This is a genomic window from Streptomyces sp. NPDC001480, from assembly GCF_042894725.1.
Classification (GTDB): domain Bacteria; phylum Actinomycetota; class Actinomycetes; order Streptomycetales; family Streptomycetaceae; genus Streptomyces.
The window spans coordinates 337,722-355,140 of sequence record NZ_JBIAVX010000012.1 but is presented as its reverse complement, the minus strand read 5'-3'; the positions used below and the strand labels follow the sequence as shown (position 1 = coordinate 355,140).

At 70.2% G+C, this 17,419-nt stretch carries 18 protein-coding genes and 1 riboswitch; of the genes, 10 read left to right on the top strand and 8 right to left on the bottom strand.

Features of this window, described 5'->3' with window-relative positions; genetic code table 11:
- Positions 1-72 precede the first annotated feature (72 nt).
- On the bottom strand, positions 73-1,983 hold the full coding sequence (htpG, locus tag ACFY01_RS30005; RefSeq protein WP_390738884.1) for a molecular chaperone HtpG: 1,911 nt from the start codon (positions 1,981-1,983) through the stop codon (positions 73-75).
- A 135-nt stretch (positions 1,984-2,118) separates the two neighbouring features.
- Here htpG and polX point away from each other — a divergent pair, with 135 nt between their 5' ends.
- Complete coding sequence (gene polX, locus ACFY01_RS30000) at positions 2,119-3,846, top strand: DNA polymerase/3'-5' exonuclease PolX (RefSeq protein ID WP_390738883.1); 1,728 nt, start codon at positions 2,119-2,121, stop codon at positions 3,844-3,846.
- Between the two features lie 19 nt (positions 3,847-3,865).
- Here the strand turns inward: polX and ACFY01_RS29995 are convergent, their stop codons facing one another.
- Positions 3,866-5,944: a SpoIIE family protein phosphatase gene (locus ACFY01_RS29995; RefSeq protein WP_390738882.1), complete on the bottom strand. Its 2,079-nt coding sequence runs from the start codon at positions 5,942-5,944 to the stop codon at positions 3,866-3,868.
- A gap of 156 nt (positions 5,945-6,100) precedes the next feature.
- On the opposite strand from ACFY01_RS29995, the gene ACFY01_RS29990 reads away from it, so the two are divergent.
- Genes ACFY01_RS29990 through ACFY01_RS29975 form a run of 4 tightly spaced genes read left to right on the top strand, consistent with a single transcriptional unit; the run spans position 6,101 to position 10,043 of the window.
- Complete coding sequence (locus ACFY01_RS29990; RefSeq protein WP_390738881.1) at positions 6,101-7,195, top strand: glutamate--cysteine ligase; 1,095 nt, start codon at positions 6,101-6,103, stop codon at positions 7,193-7,195.
- Positions 7,196-7,227: 32 nt separating this feature from the next.
- Positions 7,228-7,920 (top strand): hypothetical protein, encoded by a 693-nt coding sequence (locus tag ACFY01_RS29985; protein ID WP_390738908.1) that lies wholly within the window; start codon positions 7,228-7,230, stop codon positions 7,918-7,920.
- Between the two features lie 48 nt (positions 7,921-7,968).
- Complete coding sequence (gene ctaD, locus ACFY01_RS29980; RefSeq protein WP_390738880.1) at positions 7,969-9,690, top strand: cytochrome c oxidase subunit I; 1,722 nt, start codon at positions 7,969-7,971, stop codon at positions 9,688-9,690.
- Complete coding sequence (locus tag ACFY01_RS29975; RefSeq protein WP_390738879.1) at positions 9,687-10,043, top strand: cytochrome C oxidase subunit I; 357 nt, start codon at positions 9,687-9,689, stop codon at positions 10,041-10,043. Before ctaD ends, ACFY01_RS29975 begins: the two co-directional genes overlap by 4 nt.
- Here the strand turns inward: ACFY01_RS29975 and ACFY01_RS29970 are convergent.
- The 3 genes from ACFY01_RS29970 to ACFY01_RS29960 are packed head-to-tail and all read right to left on the bottom strand — an operon-like array spanning position 10,027 to position 12,481.
- Positions 10,027-10,341 carry an STAS domain-containing protein gene (locus ACFY01_RS29970; protein WP_390738878.1) on the bottom strand — a complete coding sequence of 105 codons (315 nt, stop codon included), beginning with the start codon at positions 10,339-10,341 and terminating at the stop codon, positions 10,027-10,029. The genes ACFY01_RS29975 and ACFY01_RS29970 overlap by 17 nt on opposite strands.
- Complete coding sequence (locus ACFY01_RS29965; RefSeq protein WP_390738877.1) at positions 10,338-11,678, bottom strand: PP2C family protein-serine/threonine phosphatase; 1,341 nt, start codon at positions 11,676-11,678, stop codon at positions 10,338-10,340. The genes ACFY01_RS29970 and ACFY01_RS29965 overlap by 4 nt, the downstream gene beginning before the upstream one ends.
- The gene (locus ACFY01_RS29960) at positions 11,678-12,481 is read right to left on the bottom strand and encodes an alpha/beta fold hydrolase (protein WP_390738876.1); all 804 of its coding nucleotides are present in this window, start codon (positions 12,479-12,481) and stop codon (positions 11,678-11,680) included. Before ACFY01_RS29960 ends, ACFY01_RS29965 begins: the two co-directional genes overlap by 1 nt.
- A 205-nt stretch (positions 12,482-12,686) precedes the next feature.
- Here ACFY01_RS29960 and ACFY01_RS29955 point away from each other — a divergent pair, with 205 nt between their 5' ends.
- From ACFY01_RS29955 to ACFY01_RS29935, 5 genes are all read left to right on the top strand, one after another.
- Complete coding sequence (locus tag ACFY01_RS29955; RefSeq protein ID WP_390738875.1) at positions 12,687-12,941, top strand: hypothetical protein; 255 nt, start codon at positions 12,687-12,689, stop codon at positions 12,939-12,941.
- A gap of 106 nt (positions 12,942-13,047) precedes the next feature.
- Positions 13,048-13,545, top strand: coding sequence for a hypothetical protein (locus ACFY01_RS29950; protein WP_390738874.1), 498 nt, complete (start codon positions 13,048-13,050; stop codon positions 13,543-13,545).
- Entirely contained in the window at positions 13,542-13,793 is a 252-nt protein-coding gene (locus ACFY01_RS29945) for a hypothetical protein (RefSeq protein ID WP_390738873.1), read from the top strand. The genes ACFY01_RS29950 and ACFY01_RS29945 overlap by 4 nt, the downstream gene beginning before the upstream one ends.
- Positions 13,794-13,805: 12 nt before the next feature.
- The gene (locus ACFY01_RS29940; RefSeq protein WP_390738872.1) at positions 13,806-14,177 is read left to right on the top strand and encodes an amidohydrolase family protein; all 372 of its coding nucleotides are present in this window, start codon (positions 13,806-13,808) and stop codon (positions 14,175-14,177) included.
- Positions 14,178-14,250: 73 nt separating this feature from the next.
- Positions 14,251-14,841 (top strand): histidine phosphatase family protein, encoded by a 591-nt coding sequence (locus ACFY01_RS29935; protein ID WP_390738871.1) that lies wholly within the window; start codon positions 14,251-14,253, stop codon positions 14,839-14,841.
- Between the two features lie 28 nt (positions 14,842-14,869).
- Here the strand turns inward: ACFY01_RS29935 and ACFY01_RS29930 are convergent, their stop codons facing one another.
- The 3 genes from ACFY01_RS29930 to ACFY01_RS29920 all read right to left on the bottom strand — a co-directional run bounded on the left by ACFY01_RS29930 (position 14,870) and on the right by ACFY01_RS29920 (position 17,217).
- A complete protein-coding gene (locus tag ACFY01_RS29930; RefSeq protein WP_390738870.1) occupies positions 14,870-15,622 on the bottom strand; it encodes a CbtA family protein in 753 nt (250 codons plus the stop codon).
- A gap of 21 nt (positions 15,623-15,643) precedes the next feature.
- Positions 15,644-15,865, bottom strand: coding sequence for a CbtB-domain containing protein (locus ACFY01_RS29925; protein WP_390738869.1), 222 nt, complete (start codon positions 15,863-15,865; stop codon positions 15,644-15,646).
- Positions 15,866-15,901: 36 nt separating this feature from the next.
- Positions 15,902-16,046: riboswitch (cobalamin riboswitch) on the bottom strand.
- 31 nt (positions 16,047-16,077) lie between these two features.
- A complete protein-coding gene (locus tag ACFY01_RS29920; protein ID WP_390738868.1) occupies positions 16,078-17,217 on the bottom strand; it encodes an acyltransferase family protein in 1,140 nt (379 codons plus the stop codon).
- Between the last annotated feature and the right edge of the window lie 202 nt (positions 17,218-17,419).

Genomic DNA, 17,419 nt, shown 5'->3' with positions numbered 1-17,419 from the left:
GGGAGGTGAGCGAACGGCTCACCTCCTGACCGCGGCCGGCGCCCGGGGTCCTCGATGCCTGGCGGAGCCGCGTTACAGCGCGCGCTCCAGGCGGTCCGCCATCAGCTTGACGAAGCGGGCCGGTTCCTTGGGCTGACCGCCCTCGGCGAGCACCGCCAGGCCGTGCAGGAGTTCGGCGGTCTCGGCGAGTGCCGTGCGGTCCTCGCGCTCCTTGTACGCCTGGTTGAGGCCCTTCACCAGCCGGTGGTCCGGGTTGAGCTCGAGGATCCGCTTGGCGCGCGGCACCTCCTGGCCCATCGCGCGGTACATGTTCTCCAGGGCCGGGGTCAGGTCGTGGGCGTCGGAGACGACGCAGGCCGGGGAGACGGTGAGCCGGGAGGACAGGCGCACCTCCTTGATGTCCTCGTCCAGTTGCTCCTTCATCCAGCCGAGCAGCCCGGCGTACTCCTCGGTCCGCTTCTCCCGCTCGCCGTCGGTGGTGTCCTCGTCCTCGGCGTCGAGGTCGATCTGCCCCTTGGCGACGGACCGCAGCTTCTTGCCCTCGTACTCGCCGACGGCGTCGGCCCACACCTCGTCGACGGGGTCGGTGAGCAGCAGCACCTCGATGCCCCGGTCCCGGAACGCCTCCATGTGCGGGGAGTTCTCGATGCTCTGCCGGGACTCGCCGGTCAGGTAGTAGATGTCGTCCTGCCCGTCCTTCATCCGCTCCACGTAGCTCTTGAGCGTGGTCGGCTCGGTGTCGTGGTGCGTGCTCGCGAACGACGCGACGGCGAGGATGGCGTCACGGTTCTCCGAGTCGGTGACCAGTCCTTCCTTCAGGACCGCGCCGAACTCCCGCCAGAAGGTGGCGTAGCGGTCCTGGTCCTTGGCCGTCATCTCCTTGACCGTGGACAGGACCTTCTTGGTCAGCCGTCGCCGCATCATCTCGATGTGGCGGTCCTGCTGGAGGATCTCGCGGGACACGTTGAGCGAGAGGTCCGCCGCGTCGACGACGCCCTTGACGAAGCGGAGGTACGGCGGCAGCAGCGCCTCGCAGTCGTCCATGATGAACACGCGCTTGACGTACAGCTGCACGCCGCGCTTGGCGTCGCGGGTGAACAGGTCGTGGGGGGCGTGCGCGGGGAGGAACAGCAGGGCCTGGTACTCGAAGGTGCCCTCCGCCTGGAGCCGGATCGTCTCCAGCGGGTCGCGCCAGTCGTGGCCGATGTGCTTGTACAGCTCGTGGTACTCGTCGTCGGACACCTCGTCGCGCGGCCGTGCCCACAGCGCCTTCATCGAGTTGAGCGTCTCGGCCTGCGGAGCCTCGTCGCTCTCGTCGGCCGCGGCGGAGTTCTCGGGCACCATCCGGATGGGCCAGGTGATGAAGTCCGAGTACCGCTTGACGATCTCCTTGATCTTCCACGGGGAGGTGTAGTCGTGGAGCTGGTTCTCCGGGTCGGCCGGCTTGAGGTGGAGGGTGACCGAGGTGCCCTGCGGGGCGTCGTCCGCCGTCTCCAGCGTGTACGTGCCCTCGCCGCGCGAGGTCCAGCGGGTGCCCTGGCTCTCGCCGGCCCGGCGGGTCAGCAGGGTGACCTCGTCCGCGACCATGAAGCCGGAGTAGAACCCGACGCCGAACTGGCCGATGAGCCCCTCCTCCCCCGCCGCGTCCTTGGCCTCCCGCAGCTCCTGGAGGAACTCCGCGGTGCCCGAGTTGGCGATCGTGCCGATGAGCCGCCCGACCTCGTCGTACGACATCCCGACGCCGTTGTCCCGCACGGTCAGGGTGCGGGCGTCCTTGTCGACGTCGATCTCGATGTGCAGATCGGACACATCGGCGTCGAGCGAGTCGTCCCACAGCTTCTCCAGGCGCAGCTTGTCGAGCGCGTCGGAGGCGTTGGAGACGAGCTCCCGCAAGAAGACGTCCTTGTTCGAGTAGACCGAGTGGATCATCAGCTGCAACAGCTGACGGGCTTCCACCTGAAACTCAAACGTTTCGGTCGGCATGTTCGCGCATACCTCTCAGGTTCATCGCCGGAACTGGTGGAAGCCACTGTAAAACACCACGTCAGAGCAGTGGCCGAAGACGGAAGCGGTGGCTGGATCCGTACGCTCGACGGGATCTGCGGGAGACTGGGAGACATGGTCCGGCCCAACGAGGAGGTCGAGGCGCTCCTTCAGGAGTACGCGGACCTCATCGCCATCACCGGAGGCGACGCGTTCAAGGCGCGTGCCTACGAAAAGGCCGCGCGTGCGATCGCCGGCCACCCCGCCGACGTCTCCCGTCTCGACGTCGCGGGTCTGAAAGAGATCCCGGGCGTGGGGAAGTCCATCGCCGAGAAGGTCGTCGAGTACTTCCGGACCGGCCATGTCACGGTGGTCGAGGAGACGCGGGCCCGGATTCCCGCAGGGGTACGGCAGCTCATCACCATCCCCACCCTCGGCCCCAAGAAGGCCATGGCGCTCTACGAGGACCTGCACATCTCCTCGGTGAGCGAACTGGCCGACGCCATCAGGGCGGAGAAGCTGCGCGATCTGAAGGGCTTCGGGGAGAGGACCGAGGAGAACATCCTGCACGGCATCGCCCTGATGCGGCAGGCAGGGGGGCGGATCCCGCTGGGCACCGCCACGGAGGCCGCGGAGGACATCGTCGCGGAACTCTCCCGGCTCACCGGATGTGAGCAGTGCGCGTACGCCGGCTCGCTGCGCCGTATGCGGGAGACCATCGGCGACATCGACATCCTCGTCGCCGCCGACCGGTCGGCCCCCTTCATGGACGCCCTCACCGAACTGCCTTCCACCGCCGAGGTCATCGCCCATGGCCGGAAGAAGACCTCGATCCGTACCGTCAAGGGCGTGCAGGTCGACCTGCGCGTGGTGCGACCGGACGCGTGGGGCGCGGGAATGCAGTACTTCACCGGCTCGAGGGCGCACAACATCCGCACCCGCACCATCGCCGTCCATCTGGGGCTGAAGCTGTCCGAGTACGGGCTGTTCGAGGCCGAGGGCGCAAAGCGGGTCGCCTCCCGGTCCGAGGACGAGGTGTACGCCAGACTCGGCCTGCCGTGGATCCCGCCCACGCTGCGCGAGGACCGGGGAGAGATCGAAGCCGGCCTGCGCGGGGAGTTGCCCGAGGTCGTCACCGAGGACGACATCAGGGGTGACCTGCACACCCACACCGACCTCACCGACGGCCTCGCCCCGCTGGAGGAGCTGGTGGCGGCGGCCGCCGGGCGCGGCTACGCGTACTGCGCGGTGACCGACCACGCACCGAACCTGTACATGCAGCGCATGACCGACGAGAAGATCCTCGCCCAGCGCGAGCACGTGCGGTCACTGGACGGCCGCCACCGCGGGATGCGGCTGCTGCACGGCACCGAGCTCAACATCGGTCCTGAAGGGGAGGTGGACTGGCCCGAGGAGTTCCTCGACGGCTTCGACATGTGCGTGGCCTCGGTGCACTCCCACTTCGACCTCGGCCGCAGGGCGATGACCCGGCGGATCGTACGCGCCTGCGAGAACCCCCACGTCAACATCATCGGGCACCCCACCACCCGTCTGCTCGGCAGACGGCCGGGCGTCGACGCCGATTTCGAGGAGGTGTTCGCCGCCTGCGCCCGCACCGGCACGGCCCTGGAGATCAACGCCCAGCCCGACCGCCTCGACCTGGGCGACGAGGACATCCTCCGCGCCAGGAGTCTCGGGGCGAGGTTCGCCATCGACACCGACGCCCACTCGATCCCCCAGCTCGCGTGCCTCCGCTACGGGATCGGCATGGCACAACGCGGATGGCTCACCCCGGAGGATGTGATCAACACGTGGCCGCTGCGGCGGCTGCGCCGGTTCCTGCGCAAGGACCGGACCGCCTGATGCCGCGCCACCGGTGGCCTCAGGACCCGAGCCCGGTCGTACGGGCGATGAGCAGCGCGACGTCGTCGAGGCTGTCCGGGTGCCGGAGCTCCCGCAGGAGGCGGTCGCAGATCTCCTCCGTCGAGGAGTACGGCGGTGACAGCAGACGCAGGAGGTCGTTCAGGCGTTCGTCGATGGGGTCGTTGCGGGTTTCGACCAGCCCGTCGGTGTAGAGGACCAGTTGATCGCCGGGATTCAGGTCCAGCACGGTGGTCCGGAACGGCACGCCGCCGACTCCCAGCGGGGTGCCGGTGGGCAGGTCGAGGAGTTCCGGTGGCCGGCCCGCCCGCATGAGGACCGGCGGCAGATGGCCGGCGGAGGCCACGTGCAGGCGGCGGTCGGACGGGTCGTACACGGCGTAGACACAGGTGGCGAAGTAGGGGTCCAGGCCCAGCGTGATCTTGTCGAGGTGGGTGAGGATCCGGGCGGGGTCCAGGTCGAGGTCGGCGAGGGTGGAGGTGGCGGTGCGCAGCCGGCCCATGGCGGTGGCGGCAGGGATACCACTGCCCATGACGTCGCCCACCGTGAGGGCGGTGCGGTCGCCGTCCAGGGGGATGACGTCGTACCAGTCGCCGCCGACCTCGCTGAAGGCCTGCGCGGGCCGGTAGCGGGCGGCGACCTCGAGACCGGGGTGGCAGGGCGAGAGCCGCGGGAGCAGGCTGCGCTGGAGGGTCTCCGCGGCGCTGCGGATGTGCTGGTGCAGGACGGCGTTGTCGATGCTCAGCGCGGCGGACGAGGCCAGTTCGCAGGCGAGGGCGAGATCGTACTCGTCGAACGGCTGGGGGTTGCGGGCGCGGGCCAGGCCCATGACACCGATGACCCGCTCCCGGGCGATGAGGGGGACCGCCATGTCGGTGTGGACACCGGCCTCGGCGAGCAGCCGGGCGGCATCGGGGTCGGCGGCGACACGGAGGAGGTCGTCACCGACCAGGTGGGTGAGCAGGAGGGGACGGCGGGTGCGGATGCAATGGGCCGCCGGATGGCCGGCGGGGTACGTGATGAGACGGCCGGGCGGAACGATCGCCTGGGCGGCGCCGGTGGGATAGGCGGTCTTCACCGCGAGGGCGCGGAACAGGGCGGGCTCCTCGCCCGGGTCGGGGCGGCCCGTCTTCAGGACGGAGTCCAGGAGGTCCACCGCGACCATGTCGGCCAGGTCGGGCACGACGACGTCAGCCAGTTCCCGTGCTGTCCGCTCCACCTCCAGCGTGGTGCCGATACGGGCCGAGCCGCTCGCCACCAGCCGCAGGCGCTGCTGGGCCCGGTCGGCTCTCCTGGCCTCCTGGTACCGGTCGGTGACGTCGACCACCACGTTGGCGATGCCGAGCACGTGCCCACGGTGGTCCTCCAGCCGGTAGAGCGACACCGCCCAGGCGTGGTCCTCGTCCGGCCCGGCGGCTGTGCGGCCGACCACCTGCTGGTCCACCACGGGAACGCCGCCGGCCAGGACCTGCCGCATCGCGGCTTCCACACCCGCGAAGGCCTCACCGGGCAGGACCTCCCTGAAGCTCCGGCCGACGTGGTCGGCCTCGGGGAGACCGTGCATGGCCGCCAGTGCGGGATTGACCGCCTGATACCGCAGGTCGGTGTCCAGTACGGCCAGTCCGATCGGCGCCTGGGTGACCAGCCGGGTGGACAGGGCCACCTTGCGTTCCAGCTGCCGCAGCGTGGACCGGTCGGTGGCCAGCCCCAGGGCGTAGTGCTCGCCGGTGTGGTCCGTCAGCCGCATGTTGCGGAACTCGATCAACCGGGTGCTGCCGTCCTTGTGCCGGACGGGGAACGCGCCCGCCCAGCCGCGGCCGGTCCCCATGACCTCGCCGAACAGCCTGATCGCCGCCTCCCGGTGTTCGGGGTGCAGGAGCAGCAGCGCCGCGTACTGCCCGACCGCCTCGCCGCCGCGGTAGCCGAACAGTTCCTCGGCCTGCGGGCTCCACATGTCGATCCGGCCGTCGGCCTCCAGCAGCACCGCGGCGACGCCCAGCAGATCCAGCAGCCCGCTCGGGCCCGAGGCCCCGTCCTCCGGGCGATCAGCCCACTCCGGGCCCCGCTCCGCTCGGCTCATCGCACTCACTCCTTCCACCGGCCGGCCCGAGGGCTTCTTCCTCCACCATCACCGGCATCGGACCTTTAGGCAGGTTTTGCAATGAAACGGACGCGGGCACTCGGACCATCCGACGAGCGTGCATCCCTTCCCGAGGTGCGGAACAGAGGGTGACCGATGACGACGATCGGTGTGGAAGAGGAGTACCTGCTGCTCGACCAGGTCACGGGCCTGCCCGTGCCCCGGGCGGACAAGGTGCGCGTCGACGCCGGCCTGGCGTCGGTCACGGCCGACCGGGAGGTGCAGTGCGAGCTGCTCCAGGCGCAGGTCGAGGTGGCCACGCCGGTGTGCGCCACCCTGGAGGAGGTCGGCGGGCACCTGCTGCGCCTGCGGCACGCCGTCGGGGCGGCCGCCGAGGCGCACGGGTGCCGCATCGCGGCCTGTGGGACACCGCCGCTGCGCCACGGCCGTCCGGTGGCCGTCACCGAGCGGGCCCGGTACCGGGCCATGGCCGTGCAGGCGCCGCAGCTGGTGGTGGAGCAGCTGGTCAACGGCATGCACGTGCATGTCGCCGTGCCCAGCCGTGAGGCCGGCGTGAAGGTTCTCGACCGCATCCGGGTCTGGCTGCCGACGCTGACGGCGATGTCGGCGAACTCGCCGCTGTGGGACGGCCACGACACCGGCTTCGCCAGCTGGCGCACGGTGATCTTCAACCGCTGGCCGGTGAGCGGTGTGCCTCCGCTGTTCCGCGACGCCGCCGACTACGACCGGCGGGTGCTCCAGCTCATGGAGAGCGGCCTGATCTCCGACACCGGTCAGCTGTACTGGCAGGCCCGCCTGTCGGACCGGTACCCCACTCTCGAAGTGCGGTGCCTGGACGTTCAGCTGCGCGTGGATCAGGCGGTCATGTTCGCCGGGATCGTACGGGCCCTCGCGGAGATCGCCCTCGCGGACGCGACCGTGGGCGCTCCCGTTCCGGAGTGTGCCCCGGAGCTGCTCCAGGCCGCCATGTGGCACGCGGCCCGTCACGGTCTGAGCAACACCCTCATCGATCCCGGAGGCGGCCGGCGCCGGGCCGGCGACGTGCTGTACGAGCTCCAGCGGCACATCACCCCGGCACTCGACACGGCCGGCGACACCCGGCAGGTCACGTCCTTGATGCACCGGCTCCTCCAGCACGGCACCGGGGCCGACCGGCAGCGCGCCGCCCTCCGCGAAGGAGGTCTGCGGGCGGTCACCGACCTGATCGGCAGCGAGAGCACCACGCCGTGACGCGGCTGCGCTTCGACGGCTGGATCGCGGGCATGGGCACGACCTCCGGAACCCGCATCGTCCTCGGCACCTGGCTGCGCTCGCCGTTCGGGCCGTTCAGCGACGTGATGCTCGAACGGGCCGACGGGACCCGGCTGCTGCTCGCCCCCACGCGGAGGACGGCGGACTTCATCAGCGGCACCTATGCCTTCGACAGCGTACGTGTCGTCCCCGTCGACGTGCGCGTCACGGACGGCGCGTGGGACGTCACCGCGGGGCCGCTCGGCCTGCGCTTCACCACCGGCCGTCGGGGGCTTCTCGGGCTGCTGTTGCGTGCCGTCCCCGGTGCGCTCGCCCGCCTTCCGGCATGGTGCGCGCTGACGGACCGGCCCGCCCGCATCCTGCTGTCCGGCGTGCGCACCCGCGGGAGTGCCGGTGCCGGGCGCCACGAGTGCTACGGCGCGCGGGACCTGCGCCCGATCCGCGCGGTGTGCGCGGTGTTCGAGGGACGGGACCTCGGTGCGGCCGCGCCCGTCGACCCGCCCGTGCGCTTCGGATTCGGCTCGGTGCCGCGGAAACCCGCCATGACCCGGGTCACGACGACGGTGACGCCCGGCCCGGTGTGCGGGAGACCGAGGCGGGCTCCCGCACACAGCTCCGTCTGGGGGTATCCGTCATTCGATCGGCCGCACGTCGACCGATCCGGGTGCTACGCCCGCCCCCCGCACGGCCAGGATGGCGCGTGACTGACGCCAAGCGCCGCCGGGCGGCGAGTAGTGGGAGACGGACGAGTTGTGAGCATTCTCAACGAACCCCCGGGTGCCCCGACGGCTGAGGACTCGTACGCGAACGAGCTGCCGGTCAGGCGCAGGCAACCCGGCAATGTCGTGGTGAAGTGGCTGACGACCACCGACCACAAGACGATCGGCACGCTGTATCTGACGACGTCGTTCGCGTTCTTCCTCATCGGCGGTGTCATGGCGCTGCTCATGCGCGCCGAGCTGGCCCAGCCGGGCCTTCAGATCCTTTCGAACGAGCAGTTCAACCAGGCGTTCACGATGCACGGCACGATCATGCTGCTGATGTTCGCGACGCCGCTGTTCGCCGGTTTCACGAACTGGATCATGCCGCTCCAGATCGGCGCGCCCGACGTGGCGTTCCCCCGGCTGAACATGTTCGCGTACTGGCTGTACCTCTTCGGCTCGTCCATCGCCGTCGGCGGCTTCCTCACCCCGAACGGTGCGGCCGACTTCGGCTGGTTCGCCTACACCCCGCTGTCGGACGCCATCCGCACCCCGGGCATCGGCGCCGACATGTGGATCATGGGCCTCGCCTTCTCCGGCTTCGGCACCATCCTCGGCGCCGTCAACTTCATCACCACGATCATCTGCATGCGCGCGCCCGGCATGACCATGTTCCGCATGCCGATCTTCACCTGGAACGTGCTGCTGACCGGTGTCCTGGTCCTGCTCGCCTTCCCGGTCCTGGCCGCCGCGCTCTTCGCCCTGGAGGCGGACCGCAAGTTCGGCGCCCACGTGTACGACCCGGCCAACGGCGGCCCGATCCTGTGGCAACACCTCTTCTGGTTCTTCGGCCATCCGGAGGTGTACATCATCGCCCTGCCGTTCTTCGGCATCGTCACGGAGATCATCCCGGTCTTCGCCCGCAAGCCGATCTTCGGGTTCATGGGTCTCGTCGCCGCGACCATCTCGATCGCCGGTCTGTCCATCACCGTGTGGGCGCACCACATGTTCGTCACCGGCGCCGTGCTGCTGCCGTTCTTCTCCTTCATGACCTTCCTGATCGCGGTCCCGACCGGAGTGAAGTTCTTCAACTGGATCGGCACCATGTGGAAGGGCAGCCTTTCCTTCGAGACACCGATGCTGTGGGCGACCGGCTTCCTCGTCACGTTCCTCTTCGGCGGGCTCACCGGCGTCATCCTGGCTTCACCACCGCTGGACTTCGAGGTGTCCGACTCCTACTTCGTGGTGGCGCACTTCCACTACGTCGTCTTCGGTACGGTCGTGTTCGCGATGTTCGCCGGATTCCACTTCTGGTGGCCGAAGTTCACCGGCAGGATGCTGGACGAGCGCCTCGGCAAGATCACCTTCTGGACGCTGTTCGTCGGTTTCCACACCACTTTCCTGGTCCAGCACTGGCTGGGCGCCGAAGGGATGCCGCGCCGGTACGCGGACTACCTCGCGGCCGACGGCTTCACCGCTCTGAACACCGTCTCGTCGATCGGCTCGTTCGTGCTCGGCCTGTCGATGCTGCCGTTCCTCTACAACGTGTGGAAGACGGCCAGGTACGGCAAGCCGGTCGGCGTCGACGACCCATGGGGCTACGGCCGTTCGCTCGAGTGGGCGACCTCCTGCCCGCCGCCGCGGCACAACTTCGTCACCCTGCCGCGGATCCGGAGCGAGTCCCCGGCGTTCGACCTGCACCACCCCGACATCGCGATGGCGGAACAGGAGGCCGGCGGAGTCCGGACCACGATCGACCGAGGGAACGGGTGAGCGGTCCGCCTCGGCCGCAGCCCGGAGCGGGCGGGGACCTCGGCAACGAGGTGGAGGGATACCTGCTGTGGCAGGCCAGGATCGCGGAGGCGGAGCAGCGGGCACGGGAGTTCACCGGTCCCCTGGAATGGCTGACGACGGCGCAACGTGAGGACGTCGAGCGGCGGTACGTCGCCGACAGCCTGCACCGCGCCCGTGCGGATCTCGAACGGGTCGCGGCCCGGTGCGTGTCGCTGCGCGCCGAGTACGAGCACCGCTACCGGGTGCTGCGGCGGCGCTGCGTCGGCATGGTGGTCGCCGTGTGCGCCGGCTTCACCACCATGGCCGCACTGCTGCTCATCCTCTCAGCGTGAAGACCTGGTCGAGGCCGACGATGGTGAGTACGCGCAGGAGGGCGGGCGGGACGGCGGCCAGCACGATGTCGGCGTCGGCGGCCTGGGCGTGCTGGCGTGCGGCGAGCAGGGTCGTGATGCCGGTGGAGTCGCAGAATTCCAGGCCGGACAGTTCGAGGGTCAGGCACTGGCCCGGCTCCAGGGCGAGGTGCTCGATGTGCCGCCGCAGGGCCGCGGCCCGGGCGTGGTCGAGTTCACCTGCCACGTGGAGGACGGGTCCGGTTTCGGTGTCGCCGGGGGTGATGTTCAGCGGGGTCATCTTGGGTGATTCGGTGTCGGGAGGGCATGGGACCGGAAGGCGGGGACGCCGAGGGCGAGCAGGGCGGTGTCGTCGTCGAGGCCGTCGCGGAGGCTTTCGAGCAGCTTGGTGAGCGCGGTGATCACCGTGTGCGGGGTGGCCGGGGCATGGGCGGCGACGAAGGCGAGCAGGGCTTCTTCGCCGTACAGGCTGTCGCGGGTGGGGCCGGTTCGGGCCTCGGTGAGGCCGTCGGTGTAGAGCAGGAGGGTGTCGCCGGGGGCGAGGGTGGTCGTGGCCGTGGCGAACGGGGCCGTGGGCAGGACGCCGACGAGCAGGCCGCCTGGTGTGGGCAGGTAATGGGCCCGGCCGTCGGCGCGCAGGACCAGCGCCGGCGGGTGGCCGCCGGAGCCGAGACGGACCGTGGTGCGGCCGTCGGTGCCGGGTTCGAGGATGCCGAAGACGCAGGTGCAGTAACGGGGGTCGCCGCCGGCCGTGTACCGCTGGTGCAGGACGGTGTTCAGCGTGGTCAGCGCGGCTTCGGGCTCGGGGTTGTGGTGGGCGGCGGCGCGCAGCGTGTAGCGGGTCAGCGAGGTGAGGGCGGCGGCTTGGGGGCCTTTGCCGCACACGTCGCCGAGGAAGAAGGCCCACCGGTCGCCGTCTATGGGGAACAGGTCGTAGAAGTCGCCGCCGAGCTGGTCGGGAGAGGCCGTGTGGTAGTAGACGGCCGTCTCCAGCCCGGGCAGGGCCGGCAGGGTGTCGGGCAGCAGGGACTTCTGGAGTACGGCGAGTGCGTCGGCCAGCCGTTCCCTGTCGGCCTCGGCCTGCCGGCGGGCCTGCTCCGCCTCCGCACGTGCCCGTTCGGCCTCGGCGCGGGCGCGTTCGGCGTCCTGGCGGCGGCGTAGCAGCTCCTCCTCGTAGGCGCGTCGGTCGGAGGCGTCGAAGACGGTCGTGCGGATCAGCAGGGGGTCGCCCTCGGTGCCGTGCTTGACCACCGAGGAGACCAGCACGGGCAGCCGGTCGCCCTGGGCCGTCTTCATCTCCAGGGCGATGCCGCTCAGCTCGCCCTGCATGTGCAGCAGCGGCGCGAAGTGCGTCTCGTGGTACAGCTTGCCGCCGACGCTCAGCAGGTCCGCGAAGCGCCTGCGTCCCACCACGGCCGCGCGTTCCAGGCCGAGCCAGTCCAACAGGGTGGAGTTGATCTTGGCGATGGTGCCGTCCATGAGGGTGGACAGATAGCCGCAGGGTGCCGACTCGTACAGTTCTTCGGCACTGTCCTCGAGGAGTGCGGTGAAGGCGGCGTACGTGGCCGCCTCGTCGCCGGTGCCGGGGGGCTCGGGCACGCCGTCCGTGCGGCACATCACGGCCGGGTCTCCAGGAAGTCGAGGATCGCCCGGGTGGTGGCTTCCGGTGCGCTCAGCTGGGGGCAGTGTCCGGTGGCGTCGAGGGTGACCAGGCGGGAGGAAGGGATCGCGGCGTGCACGTAGGCGCCGACCTCGCGGGGCGCGATGACGTCAGAAGCGCATTCCAGCACCAGCGTCGGCACACTCACGCTCTTCAGGTCGTCCCGGCTGTCGGACAGGAAGGTGGTGCGGGCGAAGACACGGGCGATGTCGGGGTCGGTGGCGCAGAAGCTGTTGGCCAGCTCCTCCCCCAGCTCCGGCCGTTCCGGATTGCCCATGATCACCGGGGCCATGGCGGAGGACCAGCCCAGGTAGTTGGACTCCAAGGAGGCCAGCAGCTCGTCGATGTCCTCCGCGCTGAAGCCACCGCGATAGCCGTCGTCGTCGACGTAGCACGGCGACGGCGCCACCATCACCAGCGCCCCGATCCGCTCCGGCGCCGCCTGCGCCGCCAGCACCCCGACCATGGCGCTGACCGAGTGCCCCACGAACACCGCCCGCTCCAGGTCCAGCTCCTCGCACACGTCGGCCACGTCCTGGGCGTAGCCGTCGAGCGAGGAGTACCGCTCCTGACTCCAGGCCGACAGGTCCGAGCGGCCGGAGCCCACGTAGTCGAACAGGACCACCCGGTACCGATCGGTCAGTGCCGGCGCGACGAACCGCCACATGTTCTGGTCGCAGCCGAACCCGTGCGCCAGTACCACCACCGGCGCGCCGGCGGGACCGGCGACCGTCACGTTGTTTCTACGGCGGATGTCCATGCCAAGCATCCTCCCACCTGCCCCACACGGCTCCCGGAAGGGGGCACAGGCCGCCATTCGGAGCACCGAACGGTCAGCTCTTCCGGTGCTTGCCGGACGACTCGCAGGGGGCGCACACCTCGGCGGGGGTACGGCGTCTGGGCAGCAGATGCCCCGACCCACGAGGAGAACAGCCGTGTACGCAGCCATCAGAAGGTACTCAGGGGTGACCGACCCGGCCGAGGCTGGGCGTCGGGTGAGCGAGGGGTTCGTGCCGCTCATGCGTCAGATCCCGGGTCTCCTGGCCTACTACTGGGTCGACGCCGGCAACGGAGTCATGGTCTCGACCAGCGTCTTCGAGAACGAGGCTGGTGCCGACGAATCGATCAAGAAGGCAGCGGTCTTCGTACGGGACAACCTCGCGCCGCTGCTCCCCAACCCTCCCGAGGTCATGTCCGGCCAGGTCGTGGCTTCCGTATGACGAGGACGAGGGCACGATCCGACGGCCCGCCGCGTCGGCGGATTGGCGCATGATCGGCACGGAACAGGCCGGGCATGGCGTACTTTCTGATCACGGAGCCGATCTTGTGATCCGGGCCGACGCGGTGCACACACTGTTGCCCGGCCAGGCCCCGCAGCGGGTACTGGCCGTGCGCGGTGACCGCATCACGGCCCTTTCCCAGACCCACACCCGCCTGATCCACGCGGCGCTCGGCGCGCACGACGTTCCGGTGCACCAGGCCCGCACCATCCCCGAGTTCCTGGACCTGATCCGGCAGCGGGCCAGGACCACTCCCGAGCCCCCCGTACCGCCGGGCGGTGTCATCGGCCGCGACGCCGACGGCAAGCTCGACGGCAGGCTGATCGACAACGCCCTGGGCCTGGTGGAGCGCCTGTTCCCCGCCCCCGACCGGGCCCAGCGCATCGCCGGACTGCGTCTGGCCAGCAGCCAGTACGCCGCCACCGGCATCGGCACCGTGCGCGACTGCGCGGTACTCCCTCGACGACTACGCGGCGATGCTGGCCGCCCGCGAGGCCGGCGCGCTGAGCACCGGTCCGTGTCCTCGTCTCGGCGCTCGGTATGACCAGCGCGGCCCAGGTGGAGGACCTGCCCGACGCGCTGGCCGAGGCCGTCCGCGCGGTCCGTGTCCTGCTGGACGTCTACGAGCGTGTCCTCCGGCGCAACCCGGGCCTGCCCGCCGGGACGCTGGTGATGGAGCACGGCGGCCTGGCCGGCCCCGAACAGCGCGCCCGTGCCGTGGCCCTGGGCATCCCCGTCACCATCCGGCAGCCACTGCTGCACGACAGCGCCGAGGTGGAAGAGGGCTTCTGAGGCCCGGAACGCGTGGCCCGGCTCTTCCCGGCCCGGGGCTGGCTCGACCTGGGCACGCAGGTCAGCACCGGATCCGGCTTCCCCGTCGGCCAGTTCGGCGCCATGCGTTCCGTCTGGGGCATGACCACCCGGCAGACCGTCATCGGCGTCCGGGGCCCCGAGCACGCCATCACCTACGAAGAGTCCCTCGCCCTGCACACCGTCAACGTCGCCCGGCTGACGGGCGAGGAGGACCTGCGCGGCACCCTCACCCCCGGTCGCTTCGCCGACCTCACCGTCTGGGACCAGGGCCCCGCCCACTGCCCCGCCGACGTCCTGCGCGACCTGAACCCCCGTCCGCACCATCGTCGGCGGCCTCCTCGTCACGCCGCCGGCGCGCGGTAGAACACCTGCCTGTTATGTTCGCGACCGAGGCAGGCGATCCGCGTCCCATGCCGACCGCAGGAGGAGCAGCCACGTGACCAGCCGCGTCACCTTCGTCTCGGCCGCGACGAGCCCGTCGCTGCGCCAGGCCCGCTTCTACGACGGCGATTCGGTGGACGACGCCGGGGCGGCCCGCGCCCGCTCGGCGGCCGGGTCGTTGCCCTCGCCGGCCCGGGTGGCCACGTCCCCGGGTGCGCGCTGCCGGGAGACGGCGGCGGCGCTCGGCCTGGACGTCGTGGAGACGCCGGAGTTGCGCGGTCTGGACGTGGGCCGCTGGCGAGGCCGCACCCTTGACGAGGTGGCGGCGGCCGAGCCGGAGGCAGTGGGCCACTGGCTCGCCGATCCCGGCTGGGCAGGACACGGCGGGGAGTCGGTGCGGGACGTGTGCGAGCGGGTCGGGCACTGGCTGGACACCGCGCAGGACACGGACGGCCGTACGCTCGCCGTGGTCGAGCCGGAAGTCGTACGGGCCGCGGCCGTTCACGTACTGGGCCTGCCCGCGTCCGCCTTCTGGCGGCTGGACGTACCGCCGCTGACGGCCACGGAGCTCAGTGGGCGGGCCGGACGGTGGAATCTGCGGCTCGGGCAGCCGCTGGCCGCGTCGGCCACCGTCTCGGCGCGCTGAGACCCTCCCTCCCGTGTCCCGGAAGCGTTCAGTTCGGGGTGGGAGCCGTCCGCCCGGACCGGGCCGCCGCGGGTTCGGGATTGAGCTGCCGCTCGGCCAACTCGCCGAAGAGCAGGCCGAATCCGCCCCACAGGACGGTCTGGACGGCCAGGGCCGACAGGCGGAACCGCCACAGCAGGGTGGCCGGGAAGTCCTTCGGCACCTCGTTGACGACCGGCAGGAACGCGTACGCCAGTCCGATCACGACGACGAACGCGGCCACCGCGGCCACCGTCGCCCACCAGGTGCCCAGAGCGGGCGCCAGGCGTTTGCCCAGGAGGGTGGCTCCGATCGCGAGAAGGATGCTGAGCAGCATCATCAGGAAGTACAGGGTGGTCCGCTTGCCGATGGTGTCGGGCTCACCGACGGACGGCGGGTTGGCCGGGTACTTCAGGAACGGGACGACGTACACGGCGAGCAGGGCGCAGCCGGACAGCAGCAGAGCCGTCGCCCGTGGGCTGAAGCGGCCGATCCGGCCCAGCGCGAAGCAGTACGCGAGCGCGGCGATGCCGCCGAAGGCGACCCCGTAGACCAGGACGCCGGTGGCGAGGCCGGCGGTGGACTGGAGGGAGCGGGAGACGACCTCCATCTCGTGTTCGTGGGAGTGGGCGTCCTCGAAACTGATCGCCTTGTCGACATTCGGCTCACCGAGGAGGTAGGCGACGACCAGGGCGAGCACGCCGGCGGCCAGGCCGGCGAGCATGCCCCGCACGAGGAGATTTCTTACCGTTGCGGAATTCATGGGCGTGCGGCGTCCCTCGCGTCAGTGGCAGGGGAAGCCGAGCAGGTGGCGGGCGTCGTGCACCCACTCGTGGACGTCCGTGCCGTTGAGCACGGAGGTGGCGCCCTGCTCGGCGCCGACGAAGTACAGCAGGACCAGCATCAGGATGCCGAAGAAGACCGCCCAGGGGGCTATCGCCTTCAGCGGCAGCTTGGCGGGGATGGCGGGAGTGGTGGCTGTCGGCTGGGCGACGGACTGCGCCATGGCAGTGCCTCCTCTGGGAGTTCGCGTCCCATCTCGGTGGTGCACAGGACGACGGCCACGGGTCTGACTCGCCGGACGCCCCGGAGGGCGTCTGGCACACAGTGGCGCGACCGTGCCGGATTCCCACCGGCTTCCGTCTCGCCGTCGTCAATATCGGACAGACCGTACCGCAGTGACGCGGACACGGCCAAGACCGCATGGGGCCCGGTGGGTCAGCGTGAACGTGCCGGCGAGAGCATGGACTTCCAGGACCGGTTTCGTTTGAAGGGAAGCTCGAAGAGCCGCGCGAACAGCCGAGCCGACAGCACCGAAGCGGGCAGCCCCAGGACCAACGTGAAACAGAACGTGGGCAGTCCGGCCGACACGTACTGCGGGGCGATCTTCCGGACGACGACCATGACGATCGGCAGATGAATGAGGTAAAGGCTGTACGAGAAGTCACCGAGGCTACGCATGGACCGCATGGCCAGCAGTCGCATCACGCATGCCGGCCGCCCGGTGGCGATCGCCGCCAGAAACATCGTCATGGCCGGTGCGACGGCGAGATCCATCCAGAAGTAGTGCTTTGTCGTCCAGGCCGATCCTTGGACGGCGATGAGCAGTATCACCGGCACGGCGGCCAGAGCGGCGAGCCAGTGCCAGGGCATGCGTCGGACCTTCTCTCCCGCGACGATGATTCCCGCGCCGACCAGACCGGCGACGAACACGGGCGCGAGATTCGGGGTCAGCCAGTTGTCACCTTCGTCCGGCAACGCGTTGTCGGCCAACAGCCCGCGCAGGACGACCAGCAGCGTCACACCCCCGACCAGGAGTACCGCCCCCAGCCGTCTCCGGACAAGGAGCAGCAGCGGGAAGACGAGGTAGAGCTGCGCCTCCACGGCGATCGACCAGAACGCACCGTTCGGCGTGCGAGCCGTGAGGACATCCTGGGCGACGAGGCCGTACACGAGAACCGTTCTGATGTTCGGCGGCCCATGATGCGACGCGGGCACCACGAAGTAACCGATCACCACGCTCAACGCGAGTGCGGCCCAGTACGGCGGAAGGATTCGCCAGGCTCGGCGCCGTAAGAACCGGAGGACCCCGCCCTGCCGCCAACCACCGCGCGCCGGGGAGATGGCCAGCGAAAATCCGGACAGTACGAGGAAGAAGACAACGGCGAGGCGTCCGTACATCAGCCAGCCCAGCCAGGGCGGCCCCGAGTTTTTCGGAAAGCCGGGAAAGGCGAGCAGCCAGCAGTGGAAGAGAACCACATACAGTGCCGCCAGACCGCGCAGCCCGTCCAGGCCCGGCACATGGCCGCCGCCGCGGGTGCCGCCGTGGGTGCCGCCCGTCCCGTCCGCCTGCCGCACCAGGGCCGCGTCGTCGGACTCGATGCTGACGGCACGGCTCGATAATAAGGAAATTGTTCGGCCCTTCCTCTCGGTCGGGCGACCCCGCGCCACCCGCGGTGACTCATACGTCGCACACAGCGAGGAGGTTCAATGCCGCTTGCCCAGTGTTCGACGAACGTCGTACGGTGCCAGTGTTCGCTTTTCGTTGAACATCGTCGGA